At 69.8% G+C, this 26,285-nt stretch carries 8 protein-coding genes; 6 read left to right on the top strand and 2 right to left on the bottom strand.

The annotated features are described in order from the left end of the window. Positions 1-171: 171 nt before the first annotated feature. Positions 172-990, top strand: a complete 819-nt coding sequence (locus GPX89_RS17310; protein WP_157388586.1) for an SDR family NAD(P)-dependent oxidoreductase — start codon at positions 172-174, stop codon at positions 988-990. A gap of 2 nt (positions 991-992) precedes the next feature. On the opposite strand, the gene GPX89_RS17305 is transcribed toward GPX89_RS17310, so the two are convergent. Then, positions 993-1,592 carry an AAA family ATPase gene (locus GPX89_RS17305; RefSeq protein ID WP_157388585.1) on the bottom strand — a complete coding sequence of 200 codons (600 nt, stop codon included), beginning with the start codon at positions 1,590-1,592 and terminating at the stop codon, positions 993-995. 36 nt (positions 1,593-1,628) lie between these two features. Further along, positions 1,629-2,072: a D-aminoacyl-tRNA deacylase gene (gene dtd, locus GPX89_RS17300; RefSeq protein WP_157388584.1), complete on the bottom strand. Its 444-nt coding sequence runs from the start codon at positions 2,070-2,072 to the stop codon at positions 1,629-1,631. Between the two features lie 157 nt (positions 2,073-2,229). Between dtd and GPX89_RS17295 the strand changes: the two genes are divergently transcribed. The 5 genes from GPX89_RS17295 to GPX89_RS17275 all read left to right on the top strand — a co-directional run bounded on the left by GPX89_RS17295 (position 2,230) and on the right by GPX89_RS17275 (position 26,192). Beyond that, positions 2,230-4,284 carry a hypothetical protein gene (locus tag GPX89_RS17295; protein WP_157388583.1) on the top strand — a complete coding sequence of 685 codons (2,055 nt, stop codon included), beginning with the start codon at positions 2,230-2,232 and terminating at the stop codon, positions 4,282-4,284. Continuing rightward, positions 4,281-5,072, top strand: a complete 792-nt coding sequence (locus tag GPX89_RS17290) for an ESX secretion-associated protein EspG (RefSeq protein WP_157388582.1) — start codon at positions 4,281-4,283, stop codon at positions 5,070-5,072. The genes GPX89_RS17295 and GPX89_RS17290 overlap by 4 nt, the downstream gene beginning before the upstream one ends. Positions 5,073-5,185: 113 nt before the next feature. Then, on the top strand, positions 5,186-5,515 hold the full coding sequence (locus tag GPX89_RS17285; protein ID WP_157388581.1) for a hypothetical protein: 330 nt from the start codon (positions 5,186-5,188) through the stop codon (positions 5,513-5,515). Next, positions 5,512-6,006, top strand: coding sequence for a YbaB/EbfC family nucleoid-associated protein (locus GPX89_RS17280; protein ID WP_198347480.1), 495 nt, complete (start codon positions 5,512-5,514; stop codon positions 6,004-6,006). Before GPX89_RS17285 ends, GPX89_RS17280 begins: the two co-directional genes overlap by 4 nt. A gap of 29 nt (positions 6,007-6,035) precedes the next feature. Continuing rightward, positions 6,036-26,192 (top strand): WXG100-like domain-containing protein, encoded by a 20,157-nt coding sequence (locus tag GPX89_RS17275; RefSeq protein WP_157388580.1) that lies wholly within the window; start codon positions 6,036-6,038, stop codon positions 26,190-26,192. Positions 26,193-26,285 lie beyond the last annotated feature (93 nt).

The raw sequence follows: 26,285 nt of genomic DNA, 5'->3' as shown, positions 1-26,285 counted from the left end.
GTTTTTCATCGAGGACCGGGGTCAAGAGGCTCGTCGGTTCAGCGGTGGACCCGCGCACCCACGCCGTCTGCACCCTGATCGGCGGTACGGTCGCGTTCCTCCCGCCGCCCCATCCCTGATCGCTCGGGCGTGGCGCGGCGGAGGCGGGCCGAGTTCTGGTTCGATGGGGTGATGGCCGACAAGGTTGTCCTCATCACCGGAACTTCTAGTGGAATCGGGCTGGCGGTCGCCGCCGCGGCGGTGAAGGCGGGGTACAAGACCGTCGCGACCTTGCGAAACCTGGACAAGGCCGGGCCGGTTCGGGAGACTGGCGCGGATGTCCGGAGCCTGGATGTCACCGACTCCGCCTCGATCGAGGATTGCCTGGCGGGCGTGGTCGCCGACTACGGCCGGCTGGACGCCGTGGTCAACAACGCGGGGGTCTCGGTGGTGGGCACCGTGGAACATCTGCCGATGGCCGATATCCGGCGGGCGATGGAGGTCAACTTCTTCGGGGTGGTCGCGGTGACCAAGGCGGCGATGCCGCTGCTGCGGGCTTCCAAGGGGCGGGTGGTGACGGTGACCAGCGTCGGCGGGGCGGTGGGGCAACCCTTCAACGAGGCCTACTGCGCGGCGAAATTCGCGGTCGAGGGCTTCATGCAGAGTCTGGAGCCGGTCGCCGCGACGGTCGGCGTCGGGGTGAGTGTGATCGAACCCGGCGCGGTGACCACGGAATTCGTCAACAACGCACGCATCGACGTGCCCGCCGCCATCGAAGCGGCCGGTGCCTACGCCCCGGCGCTGGAGGCCTACATCAATCGCACTCGCGGGGCATACAGCACCGCCCAGACCGCGGACCAAGTGGCCGAGGTGGTACTCCAGGCCCTCGCCGCATACCCGATCGTCTTCCGCTGGCAGACTTCGGATTTCGCCCGCTCCTTCGTTGCCGACAGCCTCTCGGACCTCGACGGCTCCATCGTCGCGGGCCTGACGTCCAAGTGGGTCCGCTAGCTTCAGAACAAGCGAATATGCCTGACGCCGACCAGGACTCGACGCAGTTGCGTGCGGAGTCGGCCGTCGGTGTTGGGCGCGAGGGTGAGCCCGGCGGACGCGGCGATCCGATCGGCCACCTCCCGCAGCGAGAGCTCATCGGTCTGGATGTGCTCGGCGAATTCGGGCCGCGCCAGCGCGTTCAGGCACCGATCGACCTGATCGAGCGCGAAACTCTCGTGCCGCAACCCGCCCAGCGCCCGCTCCCGCAGCCGCCGGACCACCGTCTCGGGCCGCGCCATCAATGCGAAATGCCGCACATCGTGCCCGGTTTCGCGCAACCGCCCGACGGTCTCCGCGAAATACGCGGGCTCCACCACGGTCATCGGCGCGATCACGGGACCATCATGCTTGCTCAGCACCAGATCGAGCGTCTCGAAAACCCCCTGCCGCCAAGCCGCTAGATCCTGAAAGTCGGGCCGCAACTCCCTCGGAATCACCCGATGCAGCCCGAACCCCACCTCCTCGGGATCGCACACCACACTCCCCGGCAACCGCCGACGCAATTCGAACGCGGTATGCGTCTTCCCTCCGCCGAATGGCCCGTTGATCCACAGCAGCATGCCCGCCACCCTAGCCGCGACCACCGCTCACCCGGCTCAGCCTTCGAGCAGGATGGTGACGGGCCCGTCGTTGACGAGTTCGACCTGCATGTGCGCCCCGAACCGCCCGGTGGCGACGGTGGCCCCGAGCTCGCGCAGGGTGGCGGCGAAGGTGTCCACCAACGGTTCCGCCACCGGGCTGGGCGCGGCCGCGTTCCACGACGGTCGTCGCCCTTTGGCGGTGTCGGCGTAGAGCGTGAACTGGCTGATCACCAGAATCGGTGCGTCCAGATCGGCGGCCGATCGCTCCCCGTCCAGAATCCGCAGCCGGAACAGCTTGTCGGCCATTGCCTTCGCCGTCGCCTCGGTATCGGTGTGCGTCACACCGACCAGCGCGACCAGCCCCTGCGCCGCCCCGTGCACGGCCGGATCGATGCTCCCGACCACCTCGCCGCCGACGCTGACCTGAGCCGATGTCACGCGTTGCACCAGTATCCGCATGGGTATCGATCTTCTCAGACGACGAAGTCACTGCCGTCGGGCTATCCTCGAGCAGCCACACATGCCCCGAATTTCCTTGTGCGCCACTGGGAGTTCACGACAGTAGGCTGTGCTGGCACGGATAGCGGAAAACTGGGCGGAGCGACAGTAGTTACCGATGGCAGACGATAACAAAGACAAGACAGCCTGGCCGGGACTCATGGATCAGGCGAAGGCGGGCACCCTCCAATTCGATCCCAGCTCGGCGGACCAGGGCGAGCAGTATTGCGCCACCCTGATCGGCCAGCTACTGGCGCTCAAGAAGACGGCCTCCGGCGCGGGTCTCGATTCGCTCGCGGACATCGGCACCCTGACCTCCGGTCACCTGCTGACCCACGAGTTCAACAAGTCGGGTACGGCACTGCTGAACGATTTCGATACGCACGTCGCGATCCTCACCGATATGGGTGAGACCTTCGACGCCGCCGCGCGCGCGTACATCAACGCGGATTCGAATTCCGCGGACGACTTCAAGTACCGCGGCACGCCCATGCCGACGACGGCCGCCGATATCAAACTGGATCCGCCGGGTAAGAAGGACGCCGACGATATCGACGATTCCACCCACCTCTCCGATGACCTGAAGAAGTTCAGGGACGACAAGTCCAAGGCCAAGGCGGGCTTCGATCCTCACGTCGAGGGCAAGAAGTCGCTCTCTTGGGACGATATGTACAACCTCGGTCAGGCGATGCAGCCGGCTCCCTACGCGACCGCGGGAGACATGTGGAAGTGGTTGAGCGAGCAGGTCGACAAGTACGTCGGTGACTTCCAGAACAATATCCAGACGCTCGACGGCACCTGGAAGAGCGCCGTCCCCAATGGGGGCGCGGACGCCGCGCAAGCGGCGGTGAAGCAGTACTGCACCGACCTTGCGCCGTGGGTGGAGACGATGAAGACCACCGGCGATCTGCTGAACTTCACTTCGACATGGATGACCTCCACCAAGGAGAACATGCCGCAGAACAAGGAGTCGGACAGCTGCGACGACTCCTGGGATACCGACGACTACCGCGATGAGTGGGTGGATGACTACCAGAAGCCGATGAAGGACACCGCGGCGACGTTCCCCGTGCTCGCCACGCCGACTCCGCTGCCGCCGCCCCAGAAGCCGACCGACGACGGCACAAAGAAGGATGACGGCACCAAGAAGGACGACGGTACCAAGAAGGACGACGGCACTACGAAGGACGACGGCACCAAGAAGGACGACGGCACCAAGAAGGACGACGGCACCAAGAAAGACGACGGCAGCAAGGACAACGGAGGCGGGGCCGACACCGGTGGTGCGAACACCGGCGGGTCCCACAGCGGGGGCGGAAGCGGCGGCGGGGCCAATACGGGCGGGGCGTACAAGCCTGAGACACCGAAGATTCCGGGCCTCGAGAACAAGCCGGACCCGAACGCCACCAAGCCGGACCCGAACGCCACCAAGCCGAACGGCACCAACCCCAACGCGACCAATCCCAATGGACAGAATCCGAACGGCGGCAACCCCTCCGGGACGAATTCGGGTGCGGGCGTGCCGCAGGCGACCAACACCTCGAGCGGCGGTTCCGGTTCCGATGGAATGTCGACGATCGCGAGCACCTTGAGCTCGCTGGCGAGTGCCGCCTCGACCGGCCTGCAGGGGCTGTCGTCACTCGGCACCACCCTCGGGCAGCTTCAATCCGCGCTGGGCTCGGGCGATATCGCCAAGCTGGCGGAGGCGCTCGGGGTTCCCCAGGACACGGTGACCACCGCGCTCACCGCGCTCGAGGGTTCACCGGACAAGCTGAACGATCTGAAGCAGTTGCTCGGTCTGCCCACCACCGACACCCCGCAGCCTGCCGCCGGGTTGCCGGACGGCACCACGCCGACCGGCGGCTCGGTGGTCAGCCCGGCTGCCGGTCAGGTGACCGGGACGCCGTCGGCGAGTGTGCCCCCGGCGGCAGGCCTGCCGCCGGGGGCGCCGGGCGCGCTGCCGCTGGCTCCGGATGAGCCGTCGTTCACCAACCTCTTCAATCGCGCGGGTGTGAACGGCGAACTTGCCCAGCCTGTTCTGGGTGTGGCGGCCGCACCCGCCGTCCCGGTAGTCACCGACGGCGTCCACGCGGGTGCCGAACCCGCGCCGGTCGACTTCATCGAAGCATTGACGCACGACGTCGAGGCGCATGCGCCGGTGATCGAGTCATGAAGTGGGAGTTCACCGATCTCGAATTCCAATCACTGTGTGAGCGCTTCAACGAAGGCCGGATGCCTCGGCCGTTCCATTTCACGAGTCGCATCGTGCTGGAGTCCGACTACGACCGGGAGATCGCCGAAACGCAGGCCCGGCTCCTGGCGGAGCTGGGCCCGAGCTTCGGCACGGCCTTCGAGGTGATCGCGCGCCCGGAGGTGTGGGTCGGCGCGCAGGCCTGGGTGGACAACGACTTCCGCAATCCGGCCCATCGGCTCCGGTTGCACGGTGCGCGGCGGGGGCGGCGTGCCTTCGTGATCCGGCAGGAGCCCGGCGAAACGCTGCACCACAGCGGCAATATCACCCTGTTCGAATGCGAGCCGGAGGAAATGCCCGCGTTGCTGGTCGCGCAGCTGCCGCCCCGGGAGGCGGGCTGGCAACCGGCCGTGTCGATAGTGAAGGGCGGCGCGCCCGCGCCGGATCCCTACGAGAGCTCGATGGGCGGAGCCTTCGATTCGTTCGAGGACTCCCTCGAGACACGCAGTCTCGCTTTTCTTTCCACCCCGGCCGAGCGAACCGGCGCGATGCGGGTGGTGTCGGGCCGGTCGAAGTACGGTCCGCGCGGCTTGACGGTGTCGACGCTGCTGTGGCGGGATCTGCCGGACGACGGTCGCTACCTGATCGATCTGGATCCCGAGACGCCCATCGCGGTCGGCGTCGACGCTCACAAGTTCGCCGCGGCCCTCGCGGGCAGCATCGATCGGATTCTGCAACAGATGGAATGGCGTGGCGAGGACGAGATCTGAGCGTGGCGGAGGGCGCGGCAGCAACGACGGTCCGCGCCCTCCCGCCCGAATCGGCACTCTCCGTTAAGATTCCGGCTACTGGCTGGTTGCCCGGGGCTGACAAGGTCAACAGCATGAGCGGTCGGCTGGAGTCCTACCATGATCTGCTGATCACGGCGTCGCGAAAGACTGGTGACGTGCGGGACGGAATCCAGGGTGTCGTGGACACTTTCGAGTCCAGCGCCGACGGGCTGGGGGAGCCGTGGGGCAGCGACAGCCTCGGCAAGCAGTTCGCCGAGGGTGCACAGGGATATCTGGCCAGCAAGAAGAACATTGTCGACGGGGCCAAGAACATGGCGGGCACCTTTGCGAATTTCTCCAAGTCACAGCATGACTCGGCCGTGGAGCTGGAGAAGAAGGAGAAGGAGAACGCCGACCAGTTCAAGGGTGTGGCGCAGGCATGAGCAACGATCAGGCCAAGTCCGATCTGGCGGAGATCCTCGACGGCTTCCGGGACCAGATGCGCACCATCACCGCACTGCAGCGTGAGCGCGCGGCCCTGACCGCGTCGGCCACGGTGCGCGGCAAGCGGGTCACCGTCACAGTGAACGCGGACGGCACTGTCATCGAGACCCGATTCGGTTCCGGTATCGAGGAACTCGAGTACTCCGAGATCGCCAAGGCGGTGACCGAGGCCGCCCAGCAGGCGTCCGCCGAGGTGGCGCGCCGCAGTCGCGACATCATGGCCCCGGTGTCGCAGAACCGGAACCGGCTGCCCAAACTGACCGACATCATTCCCGGAATGCCGGATCTCTCCAAGGAATTGGCGATTCCGGAGCCTCCGGTCGTCTCCACCGCACCGCCCAAGTCGCCGGAGCGGCTCGGCGGATTCCAGGATCCGGGCCCAGATGCCGAGCAGCCGCGTCGAGGCGGAGCTACCGATTCCGGATGGTAATGCGCACGCGCTGGGCGAGGTAGCGCCGGATGGCCCTCTACCTGCCGCCTGAACTCGAATGGCTGGGCTGGCTCGTCGGCGTGGAATGGCCCGACGGCAACGAAGACCAGATGTGGGACCTGGCGAACTATTGGAAGGACGCCGCCAACGGTCTCCGTGGCCAGGTCACGAAGATGGACGAGGCCAAGTACGCGACGCTGGCCGCGTACGTGGACGGCGACGGCCGCGACGCCATGGCCAAGCAGTTCGACAATATGGCCGGGGTCGGCGGCAAACAGGACGGTAATACCTCGATCCTGGATCTGGCGGACTTCTTCGACCAGATCGGCGGCTCGGTGCACGACACCGGCACCGAGATCGAGTCGACCAAGCTCATGTTCTATTCGTCGCTGGCCATGCTGCTGGGCGAAATGATCGCGGCATGGGCTTTTCCACCCACCGCGCCGGCGGCGGAGGCCGCGGCCCAGGCCGCAACCCGGGTCGCGGTGCGCATCATCGCCAAGCGAGCGCTGGCCGCGATCGAGCGGTATGTGGGCAAGCTGGTGGGTTCGACATTGGCGAAATTCATGGTGCGGCACTTCGTGTTGGACGCCGGCCTGGGCATGCTGCAGGAAGTCGGCATCGAGGGCTACCAGATAGCTGCCGGGCATCGCAGCGGCTTCGATATGGCCAAGATCGGCGTCACGTTCGTCAGCTCGGCCGCCGGTGGTATGGCGGGCGGCAAGGTCGGCAAGATGCTGGGCGAGCACTTCGAGCAGTCAGCCATGAACCATTACCTGGCCGCCGCCATCACCGGCACGAGCGCCGGATTGGCCGGTGGCGGAGCAGGATTCCTGGCCGGTACCGCGACACAGCTCGGTATCGACGCGTATCAGCACGGATGGGGCGAGGCGTTCAAGAACGCGGGCAACGCGTTCACCAATTTCGATCCGCGCATGCTGACCGGCGGTATGGTCAACGGCGGTCTGTCCGGCATGAATCACACCGCCGCGCACCAGTTCTGGGATCCGCGAGTGGCGCGGATGCGCGCGGGGATTCCCGAGGTGTTCAATGTCGGCTCCCGGCCCGATGCGGGCGGGACGGGCGACCTCGGCGGAAGCTCCCATGGCGGTGGCAACATCAACGTGCACGCGAGCTCCGACGGCGGCGCGCACGGCGGTAATGATGTGGCCGGGAACGCCAACGGTGGCGGCAATCCGGGCGGCGCTGCCCACGCCGGTGACAACGGCGGGCCACAGACGCATCCTGCCGGATTCTCTGGTGACGCGGGCGATTCCAATGGCGGCCGGACCACTGGTGACGGAAGTACCGAGCACCCCGCCGGTGGCGATCAGAACGCCAACGGCGGCTATAGCGGCACGGACTCCCGTTCGCCCTCGGAGCGGGCCGCGACCGACGATCCGAGCGCGGCGACCGGCGGTGATCACGGCGCCCAGTCCCACACTCCCGCCGATGCGAACACCGGGGCGCACGGCCCGGCCGACTCCGGCATCCAGCCGCACGCGAGCGCCCAGGAAAACCCGGGCGGCACTGCGGAATCCGGTGTCCAAGCGGGTCACCGCGATACCCCCGCGCCGACCGTCAACGACTCCGGGCCCGCGAACACCTCCGCGCCCGCCTCGGGAACCGGTCCCGCCACCAACGGTGGATCGGGCTCTCAGAGCGCCCCGGCCTCCGCCCCGAGCACCGACTCGCGAACCGCCCCAACCTCTTCGACCGGCGGGAATTCCTCTGCCACCGCCGACACCGGTACGCGCACCTCCGGCAGCACGTCCGACGGAACATCCAAGTCTTCCTCGGACGCGAGTTCCGCCTCCGCTACCCCCGCGGAATCCGCCGCACCGAACCCGGATTCGCGCGCAGCCGTCGCGGGGGACACTCCGCAGAGCGCAACAGCCGCTCCGGTCACTGCACACGACGCGAGTGCGGCCCCCGCGTCGGCCCCGGCCGCAGACCACGCGGACTCGGCGATCACCGCTTCCTCCAATGGAACCCAGGTCCCGAGCGGCTCGGTTCCTCAGCACAGCGCCCCCGAATCCCGCGCAGTCTCCGAGCCGGCCCGACCGGCCGCCGACGCGCGTCCGTCCGCGGACGGACGCCCCGCCGCGGACGCCCGCCCGGCATCGGACGCCCGCCCGGCTCCCGATGCACGGCCGACCGGGGCCCGTGCGACCGATGCCACCGGTGCCCGCGCCGACGCCCCGCGTGCCGATGCGGCTCGCCCCGCCACCGGCGCTCAGGCCCGCCCCGCGGGTCCCGAAGCCGGCGGTCGCATCCACGATCCCGCCACCGTTGAGCCCACGACCGCACATCCGGCTTCGGAAGACCCTGTCGTGCAGCCGGAATCGGACCGTCCGCGGCCCACCGATGCCGAGACGCGACACTCGGACTCGCCCGAGTCCGAACCAGCGGCACTCGAGTCCGACGAACGCCCGGACACCGAGACTCCGGAGATCCGCGAACCCGTCGTCGGTGACGAAGGCGGTTCCCGGGCAGGTCTCGAGCCCGAGCACGAACCGACGACATCGCACTCGGAATCCGATCAGCCGGTGGAGCAAGGTGGCTCGCGTGATTCCGAGCCGGAATCGTCGGCCCTCGACGAACAGCACGAGCCGACCGCACCCCGGGACCCGGAACCGCACGTCCCGGAAACCCACGATCCTGCCGACCCCCACCCGGAGTCGGCAGGTCGGGACGGGACCGAACACCCGTCCGAACCTTCATCGCAGAACGACGAATCCGCCCCGCGCCGAGACGATCTCGCGCCACCACGCGACGAGCTCACGCCCGAACGCGACGACCTTGCGCCGGAGCGTGATGAACCCGCGCCGGAGCGTGAGAAGTCCACGCCGATGAGTGATGAAAGCGGGCTCAGGGGTGAGGATCCGGTCCGCGAGGCGGACGATCCGGGTTCGCGGCAGAGTGATTCGCAGCCGGAGGGCGACCATGCCGCATCGCGCGATGGCTTCGGGGACCGCCCCGCGGACATGGAGGCCGGCACCGGCCGACCAGATCCGGCTGGGCCCGAGCATGGTTCGCAGGGGTCGCGGCCGCCGACGGAAAGGTCTTCCGAGCAGCAGCATTCCGCCGGGCGCCATCCGGAATCCGCTGGTGCGCACCAGGATCAACGCGACCACGACGGCAACGAGCCCAGGAATCGTCACGAGCCGAACGCTGCCGACGCGGCACTGCTGCTCGCATCTGTTCCGCTCGGCGAGCACACGCCCGGGCGAACGCCGGAGCATCGGGGACCCGCGGGTGAGCGACCGCACGAGGCAGTCGGCGGGGACCGCGCATCGGACCGCTCCGCTTCCTCGGAGCGCGTCGCCGAACAGCGCGGCGGGGTGCCCGAGCGTGGGGACGGCGCCACGTCCCATCCGGGCAAGCTCGATGACGAATCGGATCCCGTGGCGTCGCACGGTGATTCGGAGCCGGAGCAGACCACCGACGCCGCGAGTTCCAATCACGGCCGCTGCGCCGAACTGTCCCTGCGCCTGCTGAAGTTCCTCACCGGCAACGACTCCATCCACCCACCGGTTCGCAAGGTCGGCCCCGAGGGCATGTCCATCTCCGAGGTGGTCGCGAGTGCGGGCGGCAGGCTGCGCACCTTCGGCGATCATGAGGCCGTCGCCGCGCGGCTGCGCGATCTGGGTGACGGCGCATCCGCACTGGTCGTCGACCGCTACGCCGGTCCCGCCGACGAGCACGGCGTCGGCGCCCACGCCTATCTGCTGGTCAATGACGGTGGCGAGATCAAGGTCCTGGACCCGGCGGTCGGCCGCGAACACGGCTTCCCGCCGGAAATCCCGCGCGAGACCAAGGCCACCCACGCCATCCTCTTCAAGGCCGATGGCACGGCCGTCGACCCGCTCGCGGCCAAGACCCGCGCCTCCCTCGATCCGGCGTACTTCGGCCGGCACGCCCGCCCCGAAACGCAGTCCGCCGAGTCCAAGGACGCCGCCGACGAGAAGCTCCCACCCGAGCAGAAATCCGAGACACCCGCCGAGCCCGAACCGGCCCGCGCCACGAAGGATTCGTCGCACTCGGTAGACCAGCCGCACTCGGTAGACCAGCCGCACTCGGAGGATCCGTCGCACCCCGGGGATCGGTCGCGCCCGGATCCGAAACGCTCCGAAGATCAGCCGCATTCGGAGGATCAGCGTTCGGTAGACCAGCCGCGCGTCGAGGATCCTTCGCAGGTCGCCGAGCAGCCGCGCCCTGATCAGGAGCCGCGGTCCGCTCGAGAGTCGCGCCCTGAACAAGGGTCGCGGTCCGACGAACTGTCACGGCCCGACCGAGAGCCGCATACCGAGGAACACTCGCGTCCGGAGGAAGCTCCCACGGATTCCTCGAAGGGTGGCGAGCATCCGAATGACCGGGAGTCCGGCGAGGTTCGTCCGGAGGAGCGACCGTCGCCTGGGGCCGAGACCACCGAGCGGACCGGCCGTCCCGATCGTCCCGGCGTCGAGCACCCCCAGTCGAGCCGTTCGAACGAGCATGCGCCCGCCCGTGATTCGGAGCGGACGCCCGTGCGCACCGAAGAGCCCGCCCTGGTGGGGCACAAGGCCGCCGACTCCCGAGCCGATGGTGAGCTGCCGGCCCACGGCGGCGACCGGAATGAGCCGTCGGTCGGTGCGGAGCAGCACCCGGTCCACGACGGATGGGACTCCGAGGGCCCCAAGCCGGAGTGGACCTTGCAGGTCGATGACGAGTGGTCCGGCCTGAACTCCGAGGAGATCGCCGACAGACTCGAACAACGCTGGGATATCGACGTTTTCGGCTTCGACTCCCGATACCACCCCGAGGCCCTGCGGGAATTCGCACGTGCCATCGACGCCATGTTCGAGAAGTACCCCGGAACCAACCTGCGTTCGGTCGGCATCGGGGATCTGCCGGACAAGGTTTACGCGCGCTCGTCCACCGAGAAGAGCCCCACCGTCGGCTGGTATGGCGAGAAGGTCGTCTTCAACGCGGATTACGCTCGCGACCCCTCCGAGATGCACCAATTGATCCGCCGGGACGAGGCTTCGGGGCACGACGTGCCGGGCTCGGCCGACCGCCCGATCTACGCGACGATGGTGCACGAGTTCGCGCACGCCATGGACTCGTCCGGCCAGGGCCGAGCCCGTGATCGCATGTTGCTCGCGCTCGGCGAGCACTATGCGGCCGAGAACGGCAATATGGCCGGCTTCCGGCGCTGGCTGGAACAGAATCTCTCGGGTTACAGCTTCTCCGGTCGGGATGCCATGCATCGGCGCCTCGACAAGGTCGAGGCCATCGCCGAGGCCTTCACCGAGGTCGAACTCAACGGCGACAACGCGCGGCCCGCTGCCAAGGTCATCCACCAGGTCCTCGTCGACGCCCTCGCCGAACATACCGCCGCGCACCCCTCGGAAGGCGGCCCCCGCACCCGAATCGAACCCCCGGCCGAGCACACCCCCGACCCGACGGCCAATCGCGAATCGGCCGGGGCGCACGATCACGCCGGCGCCGATGAGCCGAACGCCGTGCACGAGCCGAAACCCACATCCGAGCCGGATATCGCCCACGATCCGACGACCGAGCGCGCATCGGCGGCGGTCCATGATCCCGAGCTCGCGCGTGAGTCGTCTGCCGAATCCCGTTCTGGTCCAAGGGAAGACGAGCACCCAGATGCTGCGGCGGAGCGACCGGCAGCCGCCGAACCCCGCGCCACCGATCCGGAGCGCGAGCCCGTGCGATCCGAACAGCGCCGACCCGACGAACCGCGCCCGGAGGAGGTGCGTCCCGCGGGCGAGACCCGCCCGGAAGAACTGCGGGCCGAGGAGGTTCGCGACAAGCGCGCCGATTCCTCCGATGGCGATCACCCGTCCGAGCACCCGGCGCGGGCAGGCGAGGCCGAACCCGGTCGTGGACAGCGTCCTTCCGGGTACGACGACGGAAAGCCCATTCCCCCTCCGGAATCGGAGCGGGGTCCGCGGGTGCCCAAGGAGGAGTGGCTCGCCGCCACCGGCGAGGACCGGCACACCATCAACCTGCCCCTCGACGACTGGTCGTCGATGTCACCCTCGGAGGTGGGCCAGGAGCTCGCCGAGCGTTGGGGAGTCGAAGTCTCCGGGTTCGACGACGCGACGGTGAATCCACACGTCGCTAGGGAATTCGCGCGTGCGGTCGACGATATGATGCGCCGATACCCGGCCGTGCGGAGCCTGAAGCGCATCGAGATCGCGGAGATGTCGGACAAGAACATCTTCGCCGCCTGTGAGCGCCCGGTTCCGGGCCGCTTCGAGCCCGCCCTGAAATCCGAAGCGATCGTGTTGAACTCGCACTACGCGCACGATTACGCGACCCTTCGGAAGGCGATATCCGCCGAGGTGAAGGCCGGTATCACGCCGCGCGGTGCCAATTTCCGCCCCGTGCACGCGGTGATCGTGCACGAGATGGCACACGCGATGGAGATCGAGGGCACCCCCGGATCGATCCGAACTCGGCCGTCCAAGACCGCGCTGCAGGTCCTGCGGGACCATTTCGAGGCGACCCGGCCCGACTTGGGCCGCAAGGAGTTCCGCGCCGCCTTCGGAGAATGGTTGGATCAGCTCAGCGGATACAGCCGCAGCGGGGCCGAGCGCCTGGGCCTCGGTCGCAAATACGAGTTCAACGCGGCCGAGGCGATGGCCGAGGCGTTCCAAGAGGTGGAGTACAACGGCGAGCGGGCCTCCGAACCCGCGAAGGTCCTGTACTGGCACCTGATGGACAGCATGGCGGAGCACGCGCACATCGACGCCGGCTATCACATGCCGCCCGACGCGATTTCGCGGCCGAGCGGCGCACACGACGAGTCCGCCCCGGTCGAACCCCGGCGCCGCCCCGGTGACACGGAATCCACCGCCGAGCCGGGCAAGACCGAACGCGGCGACGAGGGCGGTCCTCGCGCTCGCGACTACAAGATCGGCGGCCTCGGCGAGTCCGAGGGCAGCGGCCGAGACGACGCCGGCCGGAATGCATCCGAGGGCGAAGGCTCCAACGGGGCCGACGGCGAGCGCCCTGTCGATCCGGCCGCCGGGGGAGCCGGTGGCAAGGAGCCGCCGACGCCCGGCAACGAGGCCGCGCCCAGTCCGGAGCCGGAGCCGAACGGCGGTGAGTCGCCCGCCGGTGGTGGTGAGCAGCCCGAAACCCCCGGCGCGGCAGCCGGGCCCGAGCCCGATCAGCGCAGTCCCTGGTTGCAGCGCCAGGAGGCGATCCAGGCCGACTGGAACGCCGAAATGGCGGACCAGCATGCGAGATTCATGCGTCGCCTCGCCGATTCGATGACCGAGGGCAGTGCCGACCACGCCTACTACGAGAACCGCGCGACCGATGCGGCGGCCCGGGCACAGGAGGCCAGGGAAGCCGCGGATCGGCTGTGGGAGAGCGCCGGTGGCCGACCCGACGAGCCGGTCACCTTCAACGATCCGAACGCGGACCCGGTCGAGCCCGGGCGGGGTCCGGGCTCGACCGCGGAAGCGACACTGCCGGATACGCGCCTGCACACCGAGGCGGTGGCCGATCCGGACTTCCCCGGGGCGCACACCCAGGAATTGCTCGTTCCCGCACGGGATGTGGTCATCCCCGCCGATCCGGTGGATGCGTCCCCGGCCCTGCACGCGGTGGCCGACTACCTGGGCCGCTCCGAGGCGCCGCCCGCCGTCCGCGAGCACACGCCCGCCGAGCGGCAGTACGTCCGGCAGATGATGGACGCGCTCGGTATGGAGGGATCTCTCGGCCAGCAGCGCGATCCCCTGGCGGCCATGCGCGATGTGGCCGAGAATGCCCGCGCGCGTGGTGGTTTCGGCGATCCCAAGGGCGACCGCCCGCCTCGTGCCCTGCGTCCGGAGGACTTCGGCCACCTCTCCGAGGAGGACCGTTTCGTCCCGAAGCCGGTGGAGCGTCCCGAGGGCGAGGCCGCCCGGAAGCTGCCGTTGGAACCGTGGTCGGAGGTGGATCACGGTCCCGTCGACGGTGAACCGCGACTGCTCTCACTGCCGGAGTTGCGCGAGGAGTTGGTCGACCGCTTGGGGCTGCGCCCGGAGGACATCACCCCGGAGCACCTGTCCGAGCTGGCCGGCGACCTCCAGTACCGAAACCTGCTGCGCGCCGGTGCCATCGAGGCCCTCAGCGATGCCGTGGATCGCCACTCCCGCGCGGTCACCCCGGAGGGCCGCGAGGCGTACGGGAAGGTCCGCGACGAATGGGCGCGGCTGCTCGGGGTCGACCCCGAGCATCTGGCTCGCGATCCCCAGGGGGTCCTGACCGGGCTGCGCGACGAAACCCTGCGCCGCGCACGCGATGTCGCCGATCTGATGGCCGCCACCTTCCACGAGCCGGATCCGGGAGCGGGCCAGCGGCTGGTGCTGGAGGCCGACGGCCACCGGGTGCACGTCGAGCTCACCGAGGGACCGGACGGCGCGCACCGACTCGAGGTGGCCGACCGCCCGAAGCTGCCCGTCGAGCCGGAACCAACCAAGTCGAAATCCCACGCGGAGGATGAGGAAGTCGGAGTGTTCCGCCGGGCTTGGCGCAAGCTCAAGGGCGGCTACCAGGCCCAGTACCCCAAGTACATGTCGGGCTACCACGAGGGCGGCGACGCCGTCGGTCAGGCCGAGGCGGTCCGGGGCATCGGGCACATGGCGGGATACGAATTCCCCATCACCGACCCGAAGGAGGATCCGGACCCGATCCTGCACATCATCGAGGGTCACGAATTCCCCGACAAGATGGCAGAGATTCCCGCCGCTCGCCTCATCAAGGAGAGCTGGTCGATGTACAAGGAGCGCGAACGCCTGCCGCTCCTGAAGTACGGGACCAGTCGCGTCGAGGATGTCGCGGCCGAGCAGGTGCCCCTGCGAACCCGCGACGGCGGCGAGTACGTCTACGAGTACACCGACGCGGATCCCGAGCTGCGCGCGGAGTTCGAGGCCAGCGCGCGCCTGGGTGGGTTGGAGACCGCGGCGGACTACCTCGACGGGGTCGAGCAGCGCAAGCAGCAATCACCCACGGTGACACCGGAATTGCCGGGCCCACCCGAACGGCACTGGGCCTCGAATCTGCCCGAGCCGGTGGCCCATGCGGCCGAGGCCCGTGACGCCGCGCTCCGCGATCTGTCGCGCCTGGCCCGTGAACACGGCATCGAGTTCTCCGGAGGCGATCCGACAGCCTTGCGCCGCGCGGTCACCGAGGAGGCGTATCGGCTGCTCCGACGGGCGGGCGCGATCGAGGCCCTCAACCATGTCGGGCACGAGTTCAATCGCCTCGAGGCGAAGGTTCCGTCGCGTCCGGTCGCCTACAACGACAAGAACCCGCTGGCCCGCGCCGTCCGTGACGTTCATCCGGTCGCCGAGGCGACGCGCCTGCAACGGGAGGCCGACGAGCGGCGGGCGAAGGCCGGTGCGGCACCGGACGATCCGTCGAAGAAGTTCCAGCCGGAGCCGGTCCGGCCCAGCTTCCTGGACGCGGTCGGCACCAACAACAACGGTGAGTGGGTCAACCACTTCGAGGACGCGGACGAGGGTTTCCGGCAGAGTGAGCGCGGGGAGCTCTTCCAGGACGCGCTGAACCGGGATCAGATCCGCGAGGAGCGGTCGAACTGGGCCCAGGCGCTCGGCATCGGTCTGGAGGAACTCGGTCCGACCAAGGCCGAACTCGACCACACCATCGCCGAACAGCGGATGGCAGTGCGTGACGCCCGGGACCGGCTGACCGAATTGTCCGCCGCTGTCGAGCATTTCATCGAGCTCGACGAGAAGTCGGCGCACGAGCAGGAGAAGCTGTCCGACCGCACGGCGCACGCCTGGATGGACGAGCGCGGCGGCGTCATGCTCGACGAGGCGGTCGGTGTGCGCCCGGGCGAGCACCCCGGCGAACCGAACCGGCTCGTCGTGCTCAGTGGCGCCGAGGATCACCATGCCCGGTTGGCCGAGGCCCTGGCGGCGTATCCGGAACTGGGCCGGATGCTCAATCGTGGTGAGCTGCAACTGGATTACCGCGACATCACCTTCGACGAGCGCGACGGCCGGGTGCATGTCGACGCGGGCGACACCCCGCAGGTGCGCTTCCACAACCCCGACCTGGGTGGTGACCGCGCCCCGATGCTCATGGTGCGCGACAGCCATGGTCCCTGGGAGGTCGTCCGGCCCGAGGGACACGCCACGCCCGAACCGGAGCACTCGAACCCGGTAGAGTCCGGCACGCCGCGTGATCCCGAGCTGGTGCGCGCCGAACGTGATGCGGCCGCCGCCCGCCTCGGCATCGACCTCGGCGGGGACCTCGACCGCAAGATCGCCGAACTGCGTCAGGACAATCTGCTGCGCGCCGCCCAGATCGAGGGCATGGCGGACTACATGCGCAGCAGCGACGCCATCGACAACTTCCACGAACTCAACGACCGGCTCGGCGATCTCGGGCACGTGCTGGGCATCGATCCGGCGGAGATGTCGCCGCAGCGCGTGGCCGAGGCGATCGCCGATCCGGGGACGAAGCGTGCGCGCCGCAGGCAGGCCATCGGCGATCTGCTGAATTACGCGGATCAACTGCGAAAGCACACCGATGAACGGGCGGCGCTCGCGGCGCGGGACCGGCTGGCCCGACGGCTCGGTGTCGCGCCGGAGGATTTCCACGGACCCAAGCACGAGAAGAACGAACTCGAGACCGAGGTCGTCGGTTACGGGCCGAACGCCAAGTCCAACAACACGCCCGCGGTGGTCCGCGCCATCAACGACGCGCTGGGTCGCGACGGTGAGCGGCCGCACGTGGTGGCGGCGCTGACCGAGTACGCGCACGCGCTCGGCGCCATCGACCCGTTCCATCCGGAGCTGCGCCTGGATCCGAGCACCGATCCGCGCGCGGCCGACGGGGAGCTGCCCATCCACGCGGACTCCGCGCCGGAGCTGTTGCACCGGCTGCTGGGCGAAACCGTCGGCGAGCCACCGCTTTCCGGCGAGCCGTCGCATGCCTCGGAGGTCTGGTCGCATCTGCTGGGGGTGGATGTCGACGATATCCCTCGCGCGGTCAAGCTCTACGACGAGCAGCTGAAGCGCATGCACGCTCGGATGACGCCGGCGGAGTTGGGCCGAGCACTGCACACCTTGCAACACGGGGATCCTCGGCTGGCCTACCCGGAATACCGGATGGGGTTCGACCCCAACCGACACCCGCTGTCCGCGCCCGAGTTCGTCGAGGTGGTCAAGGCCGTCCGCGACGCCCGTTTCGCCCAGGTGTACGAGATCTACCGTGACGGCCGGATCGAGACGGACGAACGACCCAAACCGGCTGAGCTCCGGCAGATCGTCAACGACATGCGCGCGGAGGTCCGGGCGCGCGAGGTCGATATCGACGCGTTGGCGCGGCTGGCCGCTGAACATCGAACGCTCACCAGTACGCCGGAACCTGCTGTGCCACAGCGACATCCGCTCGATGAGGCACACGACCTGGCCGAGGCGCACCAGGCCCGCGATCGGGCACTCGGTCAGCGCGAGGCCGCCGTGAATCACCTGGACACCGGCTCGGAACGGCCGCTGCGCGCGAGCGACCTGAGTCCGGAGCGACTGCGCGGCACCCTGGACTACTTGGCCGCCCGGCTCGGCGAGGACGGCCACCCGCTCAACTCCGCGCAGCACATCGCGGAATTGGGCCGGGCCGCAACCGAATTCAACGAAGCCGAGGCACGAGTCAACGATCGCGAGGCGCGAGTGGCCGCGGCCGTCGAGACCGCGAGGGGCGCGGGCGAGACACCGGCGGAGGTCTGGGCGCGCGAAGTCGACAGAGCGGGAGCCGATCTAGTCGCCGCGGCCGTCGAGGCGCCGGCCCGGTTCGGTGACAACCCCGAGGTGATCCTCAGGCAGCTCGATCAGATCTCCCGCAGCCTTCCGGTCAGTGGGCTCGAACTCGCTCCTGAACAGCTCGCCCCGCTGCGCGAGGCCGCAGCTCGGTACCAGACCGCCCTGGATTTCCAAGGTGCGGTGCGGCCCGAGCCGATCGAGTCGGTTCGCGCGGGGGAGTCGCCGCAGGCACAGGCCGATCGCGAACTGCGCTACGCGGTGCAGGACGCCGATATCGCCAAGGTGGCCGTGGACGCGGCCGGTGCCGGTCTCGGACTCACCGATGCGGACCTCACCCGCGACTGGATCGCCGACACCCGCAGGGAATTCGGCGACACCCCAACCGAGCAACTCACCCCGGAACAGCGCAGCCGCCTGCGCCTGGCCGACGTCGCCGAGCACTACCTCGACGTCCAGGACCGTGTCGAGCGCTGGCAGGCCCAGGTCGACCACCTCGCCGCCGACGCCCGCAATGCCGCCGACACCCCGCAGGCCGCCGCGGCCCGAGCCGTCGACGCCGCCCACGCCGACCTGCGTGCCGCGATCGACAACATGCACGAAGTAACGGGTATCCAGGTCGAGGAATCCGATCTCGCCACCCGCGACGCCTTCGCCGAAGCCATGCCGCGCATGGCGGACCGCGCCGGAATCGTCCCCGGTGTCACGGACCCACGCGACGCCGCCCGCACCCTCAGCGCCATCGGCCACATGCGCGGAGCCGCCGAAAAATTGCACGGCGCACAAGATTTCGCCAACTGGATCGACGAGCACGTCACCAACCACAACTCCGGCGACGACTCCGGCCCCGCCGAGCCCGGCTCCGACGGCTCGGGCGCGCCTCCGACCGGCGGCGGTACGCCCGGCGATGAGGGCGGGAAACCTGGCGGCGAGGGCGGCAAACCTGGGTCCGACGGATCCGGAAATGCCGAAGATCCAACGGATCCCGCGAAGAATGCCCAGCAGGGTGGTGCGGGCAGGGGCGGCGACGATGGGTCGGGCAAGCCTCCGGTCGGTTCCGGCGATCCGGACGGCGGGCAGGACCCGGACCACGGTAAGCCGAGCGGTGGGTCCGGCGATCCGGGCTCCGGCGGTGGCAAGGGTTCCGGCGGCGACACCGACCCCGGCTCAGGTTCCGGCGGCGAAGACCAGAACCCCGGGAACAACGGGGAGCCCCCGACGGGCAAGGGCCCCGGCACCCCGGACCCGAACGCCCAGACCGTGGAGCTTCCGCAGGGCTCGGGCCCCGCGGGTTCCGGCGACCCGACAGTCGAACTCCCGCCGAAGCCGGGGCCGAAGGGATCTGGCGATCCCACTGTCGAACTTCCCAGTGGCTCAGGCCCTGTGGGCTCGGGCGATCCGACGCTCGAGCTCCCGCCGAGATCGGGCCCGACAGGTTCTGCTGATCCGACAGTGGAGTCGCCGCCGAGGGGTTCCGAGGACCCGACAGTAGAGTTGCCGCCGCCCTCTGCGGAGGCTGCGACGGTTGAGGTGGTGCCTGCTGCGGAGGGGGAGCCGCTTTCGGTGAATCCGGCCGTGGCGTCACCGACGTTGAAGGCGGTGGCGGACTTCCTGGCGGATGCGCCGATGGAACACAATGCGCGGCAGAGGACTCCGGAGGAGCTCGCCTATCTGGCCCGGTTGGCCGATGGGCTGGGCATGGTCGAGCCGCTGTCGAAGCGGCCGGACGCGCTCGCCTCGCTGCAGGAGCTGGCCGAGATGGCCAAGGCGCGAGGGTTCTTCGGCGATCCGGCCACTGGGTCCGGGCCGGGGTCGATGCGGGCTCCCGAAGACTTCCGCCCACTCAGCACCGACGAGCGATACGGTGGCGAGGAGTACTGGCGCACCGAGGTCGATCCGCGTGAGCTGCGTGCCTTCGAGGCCGAGCTGCGCGATCTCGGGATCGCCGATCGCCTGGGCCAGGCCGAGGCCGCCGAGGCCGCGGCGGGGCGGCAGGCCCTGGGGCAGAACACTTCTCACGGCTCGGTGCGCGATCTTCCGCTCGAACCGTGGTCGGACACTCCGCACTACGCGGGTGACCAGCCGCGCGCGCTGACCCTCGACCAACTGCGCCAGGACATCGCCACTCGCCTCGGCCTGTCCGCCGCGGACCTCACCCGCGAGCGTCTGCCCGAGGTCGCCGGTGAGCTGCAGTACCGGAACATGTTGCGCGCCGGTGCGATCGAGGCGCTCGACGAGGCCGCCGCCCGCCACGACGCCGCGACCGACCCGCAGGAGCGGGTGCGCTTGGCCCAGGTCCGCGACGAATGGGCGCACCTGCTCGGTGTCGACCCCGACCGGCTCGCCCCGGTGCACCGCGCGGCCATCGTGACCGAGCTGCGCGACGAAACGGTCCGGCGCGCAGCCGATGTCGCGGATCTGATGGCCGCGACGTTCCATGAACCCGACCCTGCCGCACCGCGGCACCTGGCGCTCGAGATCAATGGCGAGCGTGTGCACGCCACCGTCCGCACCGATGCCGACGGTGTCCAGCACCTGGAACCGGCCGCGCGGCCGGCCCTACCGGGCGACCGCCTCCCGGCCGAGCGCCCGCCGGCCCGCCCGTCGCTGGGCCGCCGCCTCTGGGACCTCATCCGAGGCGGATACAACGATCAGTACCCGAAGTACGCCTCGGGTTCGGGCATCGACGGTCAGGGCCAGAAGCAGCTCTTCCACTTCTTCGGCGACAACGTCTTCCACAACGACTTCATCTCCCATCTCCCCATCAATCCGTCGCGCCTGGGCAAGGAGATCTTCACGTTCTGGAAGGCCCGCGAGGACCTGCCGTTCGTCAACCGCCTCACGGCGCGCGTCCCGGACATCGCCACCGAACATGTGCCCATGCGCACCAGCGACGGCGGCGAGTACGAGCCGTGGTTCAGCGAGGTCGATGACGCGACCCGGGCGCGCGCCGCCGCGGACCTGGCCTTCGCGGGCATTTCCCAGGACGATCCGGTGGCCGCCGGACAGCGTCCCGACCCCACCACCGACCCCGCCGCGGTCAACCAGCGCGACCCGCTGCCCCAGCTGCCCTCGGGTGTCGACCCCGCCGGAGATGTTGGGGAACAGGCCGATCCGGCGCTACACGCGCATCAGCCCGATCCCCAGACCGCTCGGGACTCGCTGCCGAAGACACTCGCCGACGGCCTCGACGCTCGCGACCAGGCTCTGGGCGAGGTCCTGAAGCAGGCCGCACGCCAGGGCATCGACGTGCGCACCGCCGATCCAGCGACCCTGCGCCGCCTGGTCGACGAACAGGCGTACGTGATGAAGCGCCGGGCCGGTGCGATCGAGGCGCTGGACGATGCCGCCCGACGCTACAACGCGGAAGACGCCGCCATCCCGTTCAGCCGGGATATCAACTACTTCGAGAAGGACCCGCTGGGCCGCTTCCTGCGCGAGCTGGTGCACAGCGATCCGACCCGGCACGAGTGGGCGGCCACGCGGCTGGCCCGCAAGCTCAAGCTGATCGGCAAGGACGATCGGCTGTTCACCGCTCTCGAATGGTCCGGCACGCCCAACGGCGGTGAGCCCGCCCGCAACTTCGACGATCTGACGCCCGACGAGCTGGACCGCAAGGAGGACCTGCACTTCAAACGCGGCCTGGAGCGCGACCAGGTCCGTGAGGAGCGCGGCAACTGGGCGCAGCTGCTCGGCGTGGGTCTCGACGAGCTGACCCCGGAACGGTTGCCGCACACCATCGCCGAACTGCGCATGGCGGTCCGCGAACACGCCGACCAGGTCGTCGACCTCGGCCACGCTGTGGACGAATACGTGCGGGCCGACGACGCACTGCGCGCCTCGGCCAACGACCTGGCCCACGACGCGGCCCGCACCTGGACCGATCAGCACGATGGCGCACCCCTCGACCACGGTGTCTCCGTCCTGCCGGGTGATCCGCCGCGCCTCACGGTGATTCGCGCCGACGGCACCCACGAACGGATACTGGCCGACTACTTGGCCGCGCACCCCGAGATCGGCCGTCAGCTCAACGACGGTCGGCTCGAGCTGGATTTCCGGACCGTCACCATGGATGAGCACGGGCAGGTGAGCGTCGTCCCCGAGCACACGCCCGAGGTGCGCTTCCACGAGCCCGATCTCGGTGGAGGCCAGAAGATCACGGCTACCACCTTGCGCGACCATCCGGCGGGCCCGTGGCGGGTCGTCGAGCACGCCCCCGCCGAACCGGCCGCGCACCCGACACCGGAACGGACCCCGCTCGAGGGGCACGAATTGGCGACGGCGCGTGCCGATCTCGCCGAGAAGCTGGGGGTCGATCCCGCCGACCTGGCCCCCGACAAGCTGGCCGACACCATCAGGGGCCTGCAGCATGACAATGCCCTGCACGCCGCGCAGATCGAGGGCGTCGCCGACTTCATGCGCAGCAGTGACGCCATCGAGTCGTTCAACGACCTCGACGCCGCGCTGCAACAGCTGTCCAACCGGCTGGGTGTGGAGCACTCTCAGCTCAGCCCGGAGCGGTTGGCCGAGGCCATGGCCGACCCCAAGCTGCGCGACGTGCGCCGCCTGCAGGCGGTCGAGGATCTGGTCCGCTACGCCAAGGCGGTGCGCGGCGTGGACGAGCGGGCGGCGCTGGCCGCCCGCGACCGGCTCGCGGAGCGGCTGGGCGTCGCGCCGGAGGACCTGTTCCCGGCCAAGTACGACAAGAAGACGCAGCTGTTCAAGCCCGATGCCAAGAGCATCGACCCCAAGGCCCTGCTGCGGGCGTTCAACAACATGCAGCACCGCGAGCTCGAGCGGCCCGAAGCCATCGCCGCGCTGACCGAATACGCGCGCACGCTCGGCGGCATCGACCCGTACCACCCCGAGCTGCGATTCGATCCGAGCACCGATCCGCGCGTCGCCGAGGGCGAGTTGCCCATCCACGATCCGGAAGCGCCCGTCGTGCTTCGCGACTTCAGTCCCGAATTGATGGGTGAGCCACCGCATTTGGCCGACCCGCAGTGGGTCGACACCGCGTGGGGCAAGCTGCAGGGCCTCGAGCTCGGCGACGATCCGAAGCGTCTGGAGAAGGCCTACGACGCCTACCGGGACGGCAAGATCGAGAAATTCGAGCGGCCGACCGAGGCCGAAACACGCGCGGCCGTCGCGGAACTGCGGGCGCAGGTTCACGAACGGGCGGCGCAGATCGAGGAGCTGCGGCAACTCGCGGAGGACTACAACCGGGCCGACGCGGCGACCCAAGAGCAGTCGGCACATCCGCAGCACCTGCTGCCGAGCCGGGCCGCGGCCGAACTCGATGCCGCCCGCGGTGAATTCGAGCGTGCGGGTAAGGTCCGGAACTACGCGCTGTCGCGGATCACGCACCCCGACGCCCACGCGCCGCATCTCGAGGGCGCTCCGGGCCGCCGGGTCGACGCCGCGGATCTGACGCCGCGGCGGCTGCCCGCCACCATCGCGCACCTCGAGCAGCTGCCCGTGCACGAGGGCGCGCGTGCCCACCACTTGGCCATGGTCGCCGAACTACGCACGGCCGCAGAGCATTACAACGAGGCCGAGGCCCGGCTGCACACGGCGGAGCACGAACTGGACCGAGCCTTGATGGCCCACGCCTGGCCGGACGAGGCCCCGGTGGACACGCTGCGCCGCGAACTCGACCAGGCGCTGCGTGATCGCGGGCGCGCCCTGGAGGGCGTGCGGGTGAACGCCTCGGAACTCACCCCCGAGCATTTCCGCGCCGCCCTCGACGAGGCCCTCCAGCGCGCGCACACGCCCGCGGAACAGGTCGAGCTCGGCCCGCGCATCGACCGTTTGCACGACGCGGCGGTGCGGGTGCATCAGATCGAGGAGCTCATCGCCCGGCACGAGGCGGACGCGCGGGCGCAGGCTCGCGCCGCCGAGACTCCTCTGGAAACCGCCCGCCGGGAATCGCGGGCCGCGCAACAGGAACTCCGCGCGGCCCAGACCGACCGCGACGCGGTCATGACCGCCCCGAAACCGACCGATCCGCAGGAGTTCGCGGCCCACAGCCAGGCCCTGCGCGACGCCGTCGACCGCGTCGACCAGGCCCGAGCCGCCGCCGACCGCTGGTCCACGGAACTGAAGCGGCTCTTCGCCGCCGAGAACCGCGCCGCCGTCACCCCCCACGAGGCCGCCGCCGCGGCTCGTGCCGACGCCCGCACCGCCCTGCGCCAGGCCATCACCGACTTCCGTGCGGCGACGGGCCTGCAGGTCGCCGAGATCGATCTCACGCCTACCCACCTCGAACCGACGATCGCCGAACTCGAGGGCAAGACGACCCTGGCCAACGGCCCGGGCAGCGCCACCGCATTCGAAGACCTCCGCGCAGCGGCCGAGCGCTCCCACCACGCCGACGCCCTCGCCGAATGGGTCGAGAACAACATCCCGCGCCCCGGCTCAGGCCCGACCCCCACCCCCGACGACCCGGAAACCGGGCCCCACGACCCGAATTCGGGCCCCCAGGGCCCCGACACCACCCCCGGCGGCGCGAAGCCGGGCGATGGCTCCGGCGAAGGCACCGCCCAGCCTGACCCTGACCCGAACCCCCACGTCACCCAGGTCCGCACCACCGGCGAGGACCCCACCGCCGACCCGATCCCCAGCCCCAACCCTCCGATCATCCCGCCCGGGGCGGTCGCGGCCATGGAAGCCGATCGCCTGCCCACCGGCACTCCCGAGGCCGCCCGCATCGAACCCCAGGACCCGAACTCCGCTGCCCCGGTACCGAATCCACCCCAATCCGAGCCGGAGGTCCCCGCCACAGGTACGGGAACTCCGCACGGCGCCGGGCCGACAGGCCGTACCGGCGAGAGCGCCGAAACCGGCTCCGGCCCAGCGAAGGTCGCCGCAGAGCCCGGTAACTCGTTGCCGCCCGAGGTTTCCGAGGCCAGCGACGGCGACGGGAACGACTCTGGTTCGGCGAAGCACGTCGCTGAGCCCGGTAGGCCATTGCCGCCCAGGGTTTCCGAAGGCACGGACAATGGTGGCGTTCCGCCCGTCGAAGCGGGCTCGGGCGCGGCCGGTGGGAAGACCGAGGGGGATGGAGGCGACCCCGGTAACCAGACGGAGGGGCGGGCTGTGCCGGATCCGCAGCGGTCGGGGATGAATTGGGAACATGTGCGGTCGCATCTGCCGAAGGTGCCGCGGGAGTTCGATCCTGAGTTCCCGCAGTACACCCCGCAGCCTTCGCAGCAGGCCGCGCCGTGGACGCTGCCGCCGGACGCGGATCAGCCGTCGGCGCCGCAGCAGCCGGCACCGCCGTATCAGCCGCAGCCGCAGCAGCCGTATCCGCTGCCGCCGGGCGAGCCCGGCGCGCCGTCGGATCCGGGGCAGCCGGGAATGTCGGGTGGCGGGATGCCCGCTCAGCCGCAGCTACCCGTGATGCCGCAGCCGCCGGTCATGCCGCAGCAGCCCGTGATGCCGCAGCCGGTGATTCCGCCGTACGGGAGCGTGCCCACGCCGCCGGATCCGGGCCGGCCGGGCGGTCAGGTGCCGCCGAGCGGGCAACAACCGCCGTGGGGTTCGTGGCCCGGTCCGCAGGACCCGGGTGGTTCGCCGCAGTGGCCCAATGGGTCTCAGCAGTGGCCCAACGGATCCCAGCCGTGGACCAACGGATCGCAGCAGTGGCCGGGCTCACCAGACGGACAGAACCCCCAATACCCGGGTTCGCCGCAGTATCCGGGCCAGACGCCGCACGGCCCGCACACCCCCGGCGGTCCCGGTGGACCCAATGGTGGTGCGCCGCACGGTCCGACGGGTGCTCCGGGGTGGAATGCCGTCCCGGGCGGCCCGTCCGGCGGGTACGAGAACGGCGTCGCCCCGAATGGCAACGGTGCCAACGGAACCGGCGCTACGGGCATGCCCGGCGGGTTCCCGGGTGGGCCGATGGGCGGCGGTGCGCCCGGCGGCCGGCCCGCGGGCGGGGCCGATGGCGGGCGCTCGCGCGGCACGGGCCGGTTCCCGCGCGCCTCGGGCCCGGCATCCTCGGACGCCGGGGTGTACCTGCGCTCGCATTCCGGCTTCGGCGAGTTCGCCATGCTGAATCCGCTGACCGGTGAACTGAACTCGGCCCCGGTGGGCGCGGGATCGCTGGCCGGTGTCTATGACGATCTGGATGGTCTGCGGGTGGCGTTCTATCGCGACCAGCAGGCCGGTCTGGTGCTGCGGGTGGGCGATCAGTGCATCGAGGTGGACCGGTTGGGCGCGGACGTCTTCTGGGAGCGCACCCAGCAGGGCTTCAACCGCCTGTTGGTCGGCGTCGGCGGCACTCCGCAGTGTGAGGTCCGCTATCGCACGCTCCCGCAGGACGCCGACCTGGGCCTGTTGATCCGTGATGTGCTCGGCGATCCGGCGAGGCGGGCGGGAATCTTCGGGTGATCGTGGTCGAGTTCGCCGATTCTTACGGTTCCTGCAACCGCGTGGTCGCCCGGGATATGTGATGCTGGGATCCGGTTCGGCAGAGGGAGGAGA

This window comes from Nocardia terrae (assembly GCF_009760405.1).
In the GTDB taxonomy this organism is placed as follows: domain Bacteria; phylum Actinomycetota; class Actinomycetes; order Mycobacteriales; family Mycobacteriaceae; genus Nocardia; species Nocardia terrae.
This window is presented reverse-complemented; position numbering and strand designations above follow the sequence as displayed.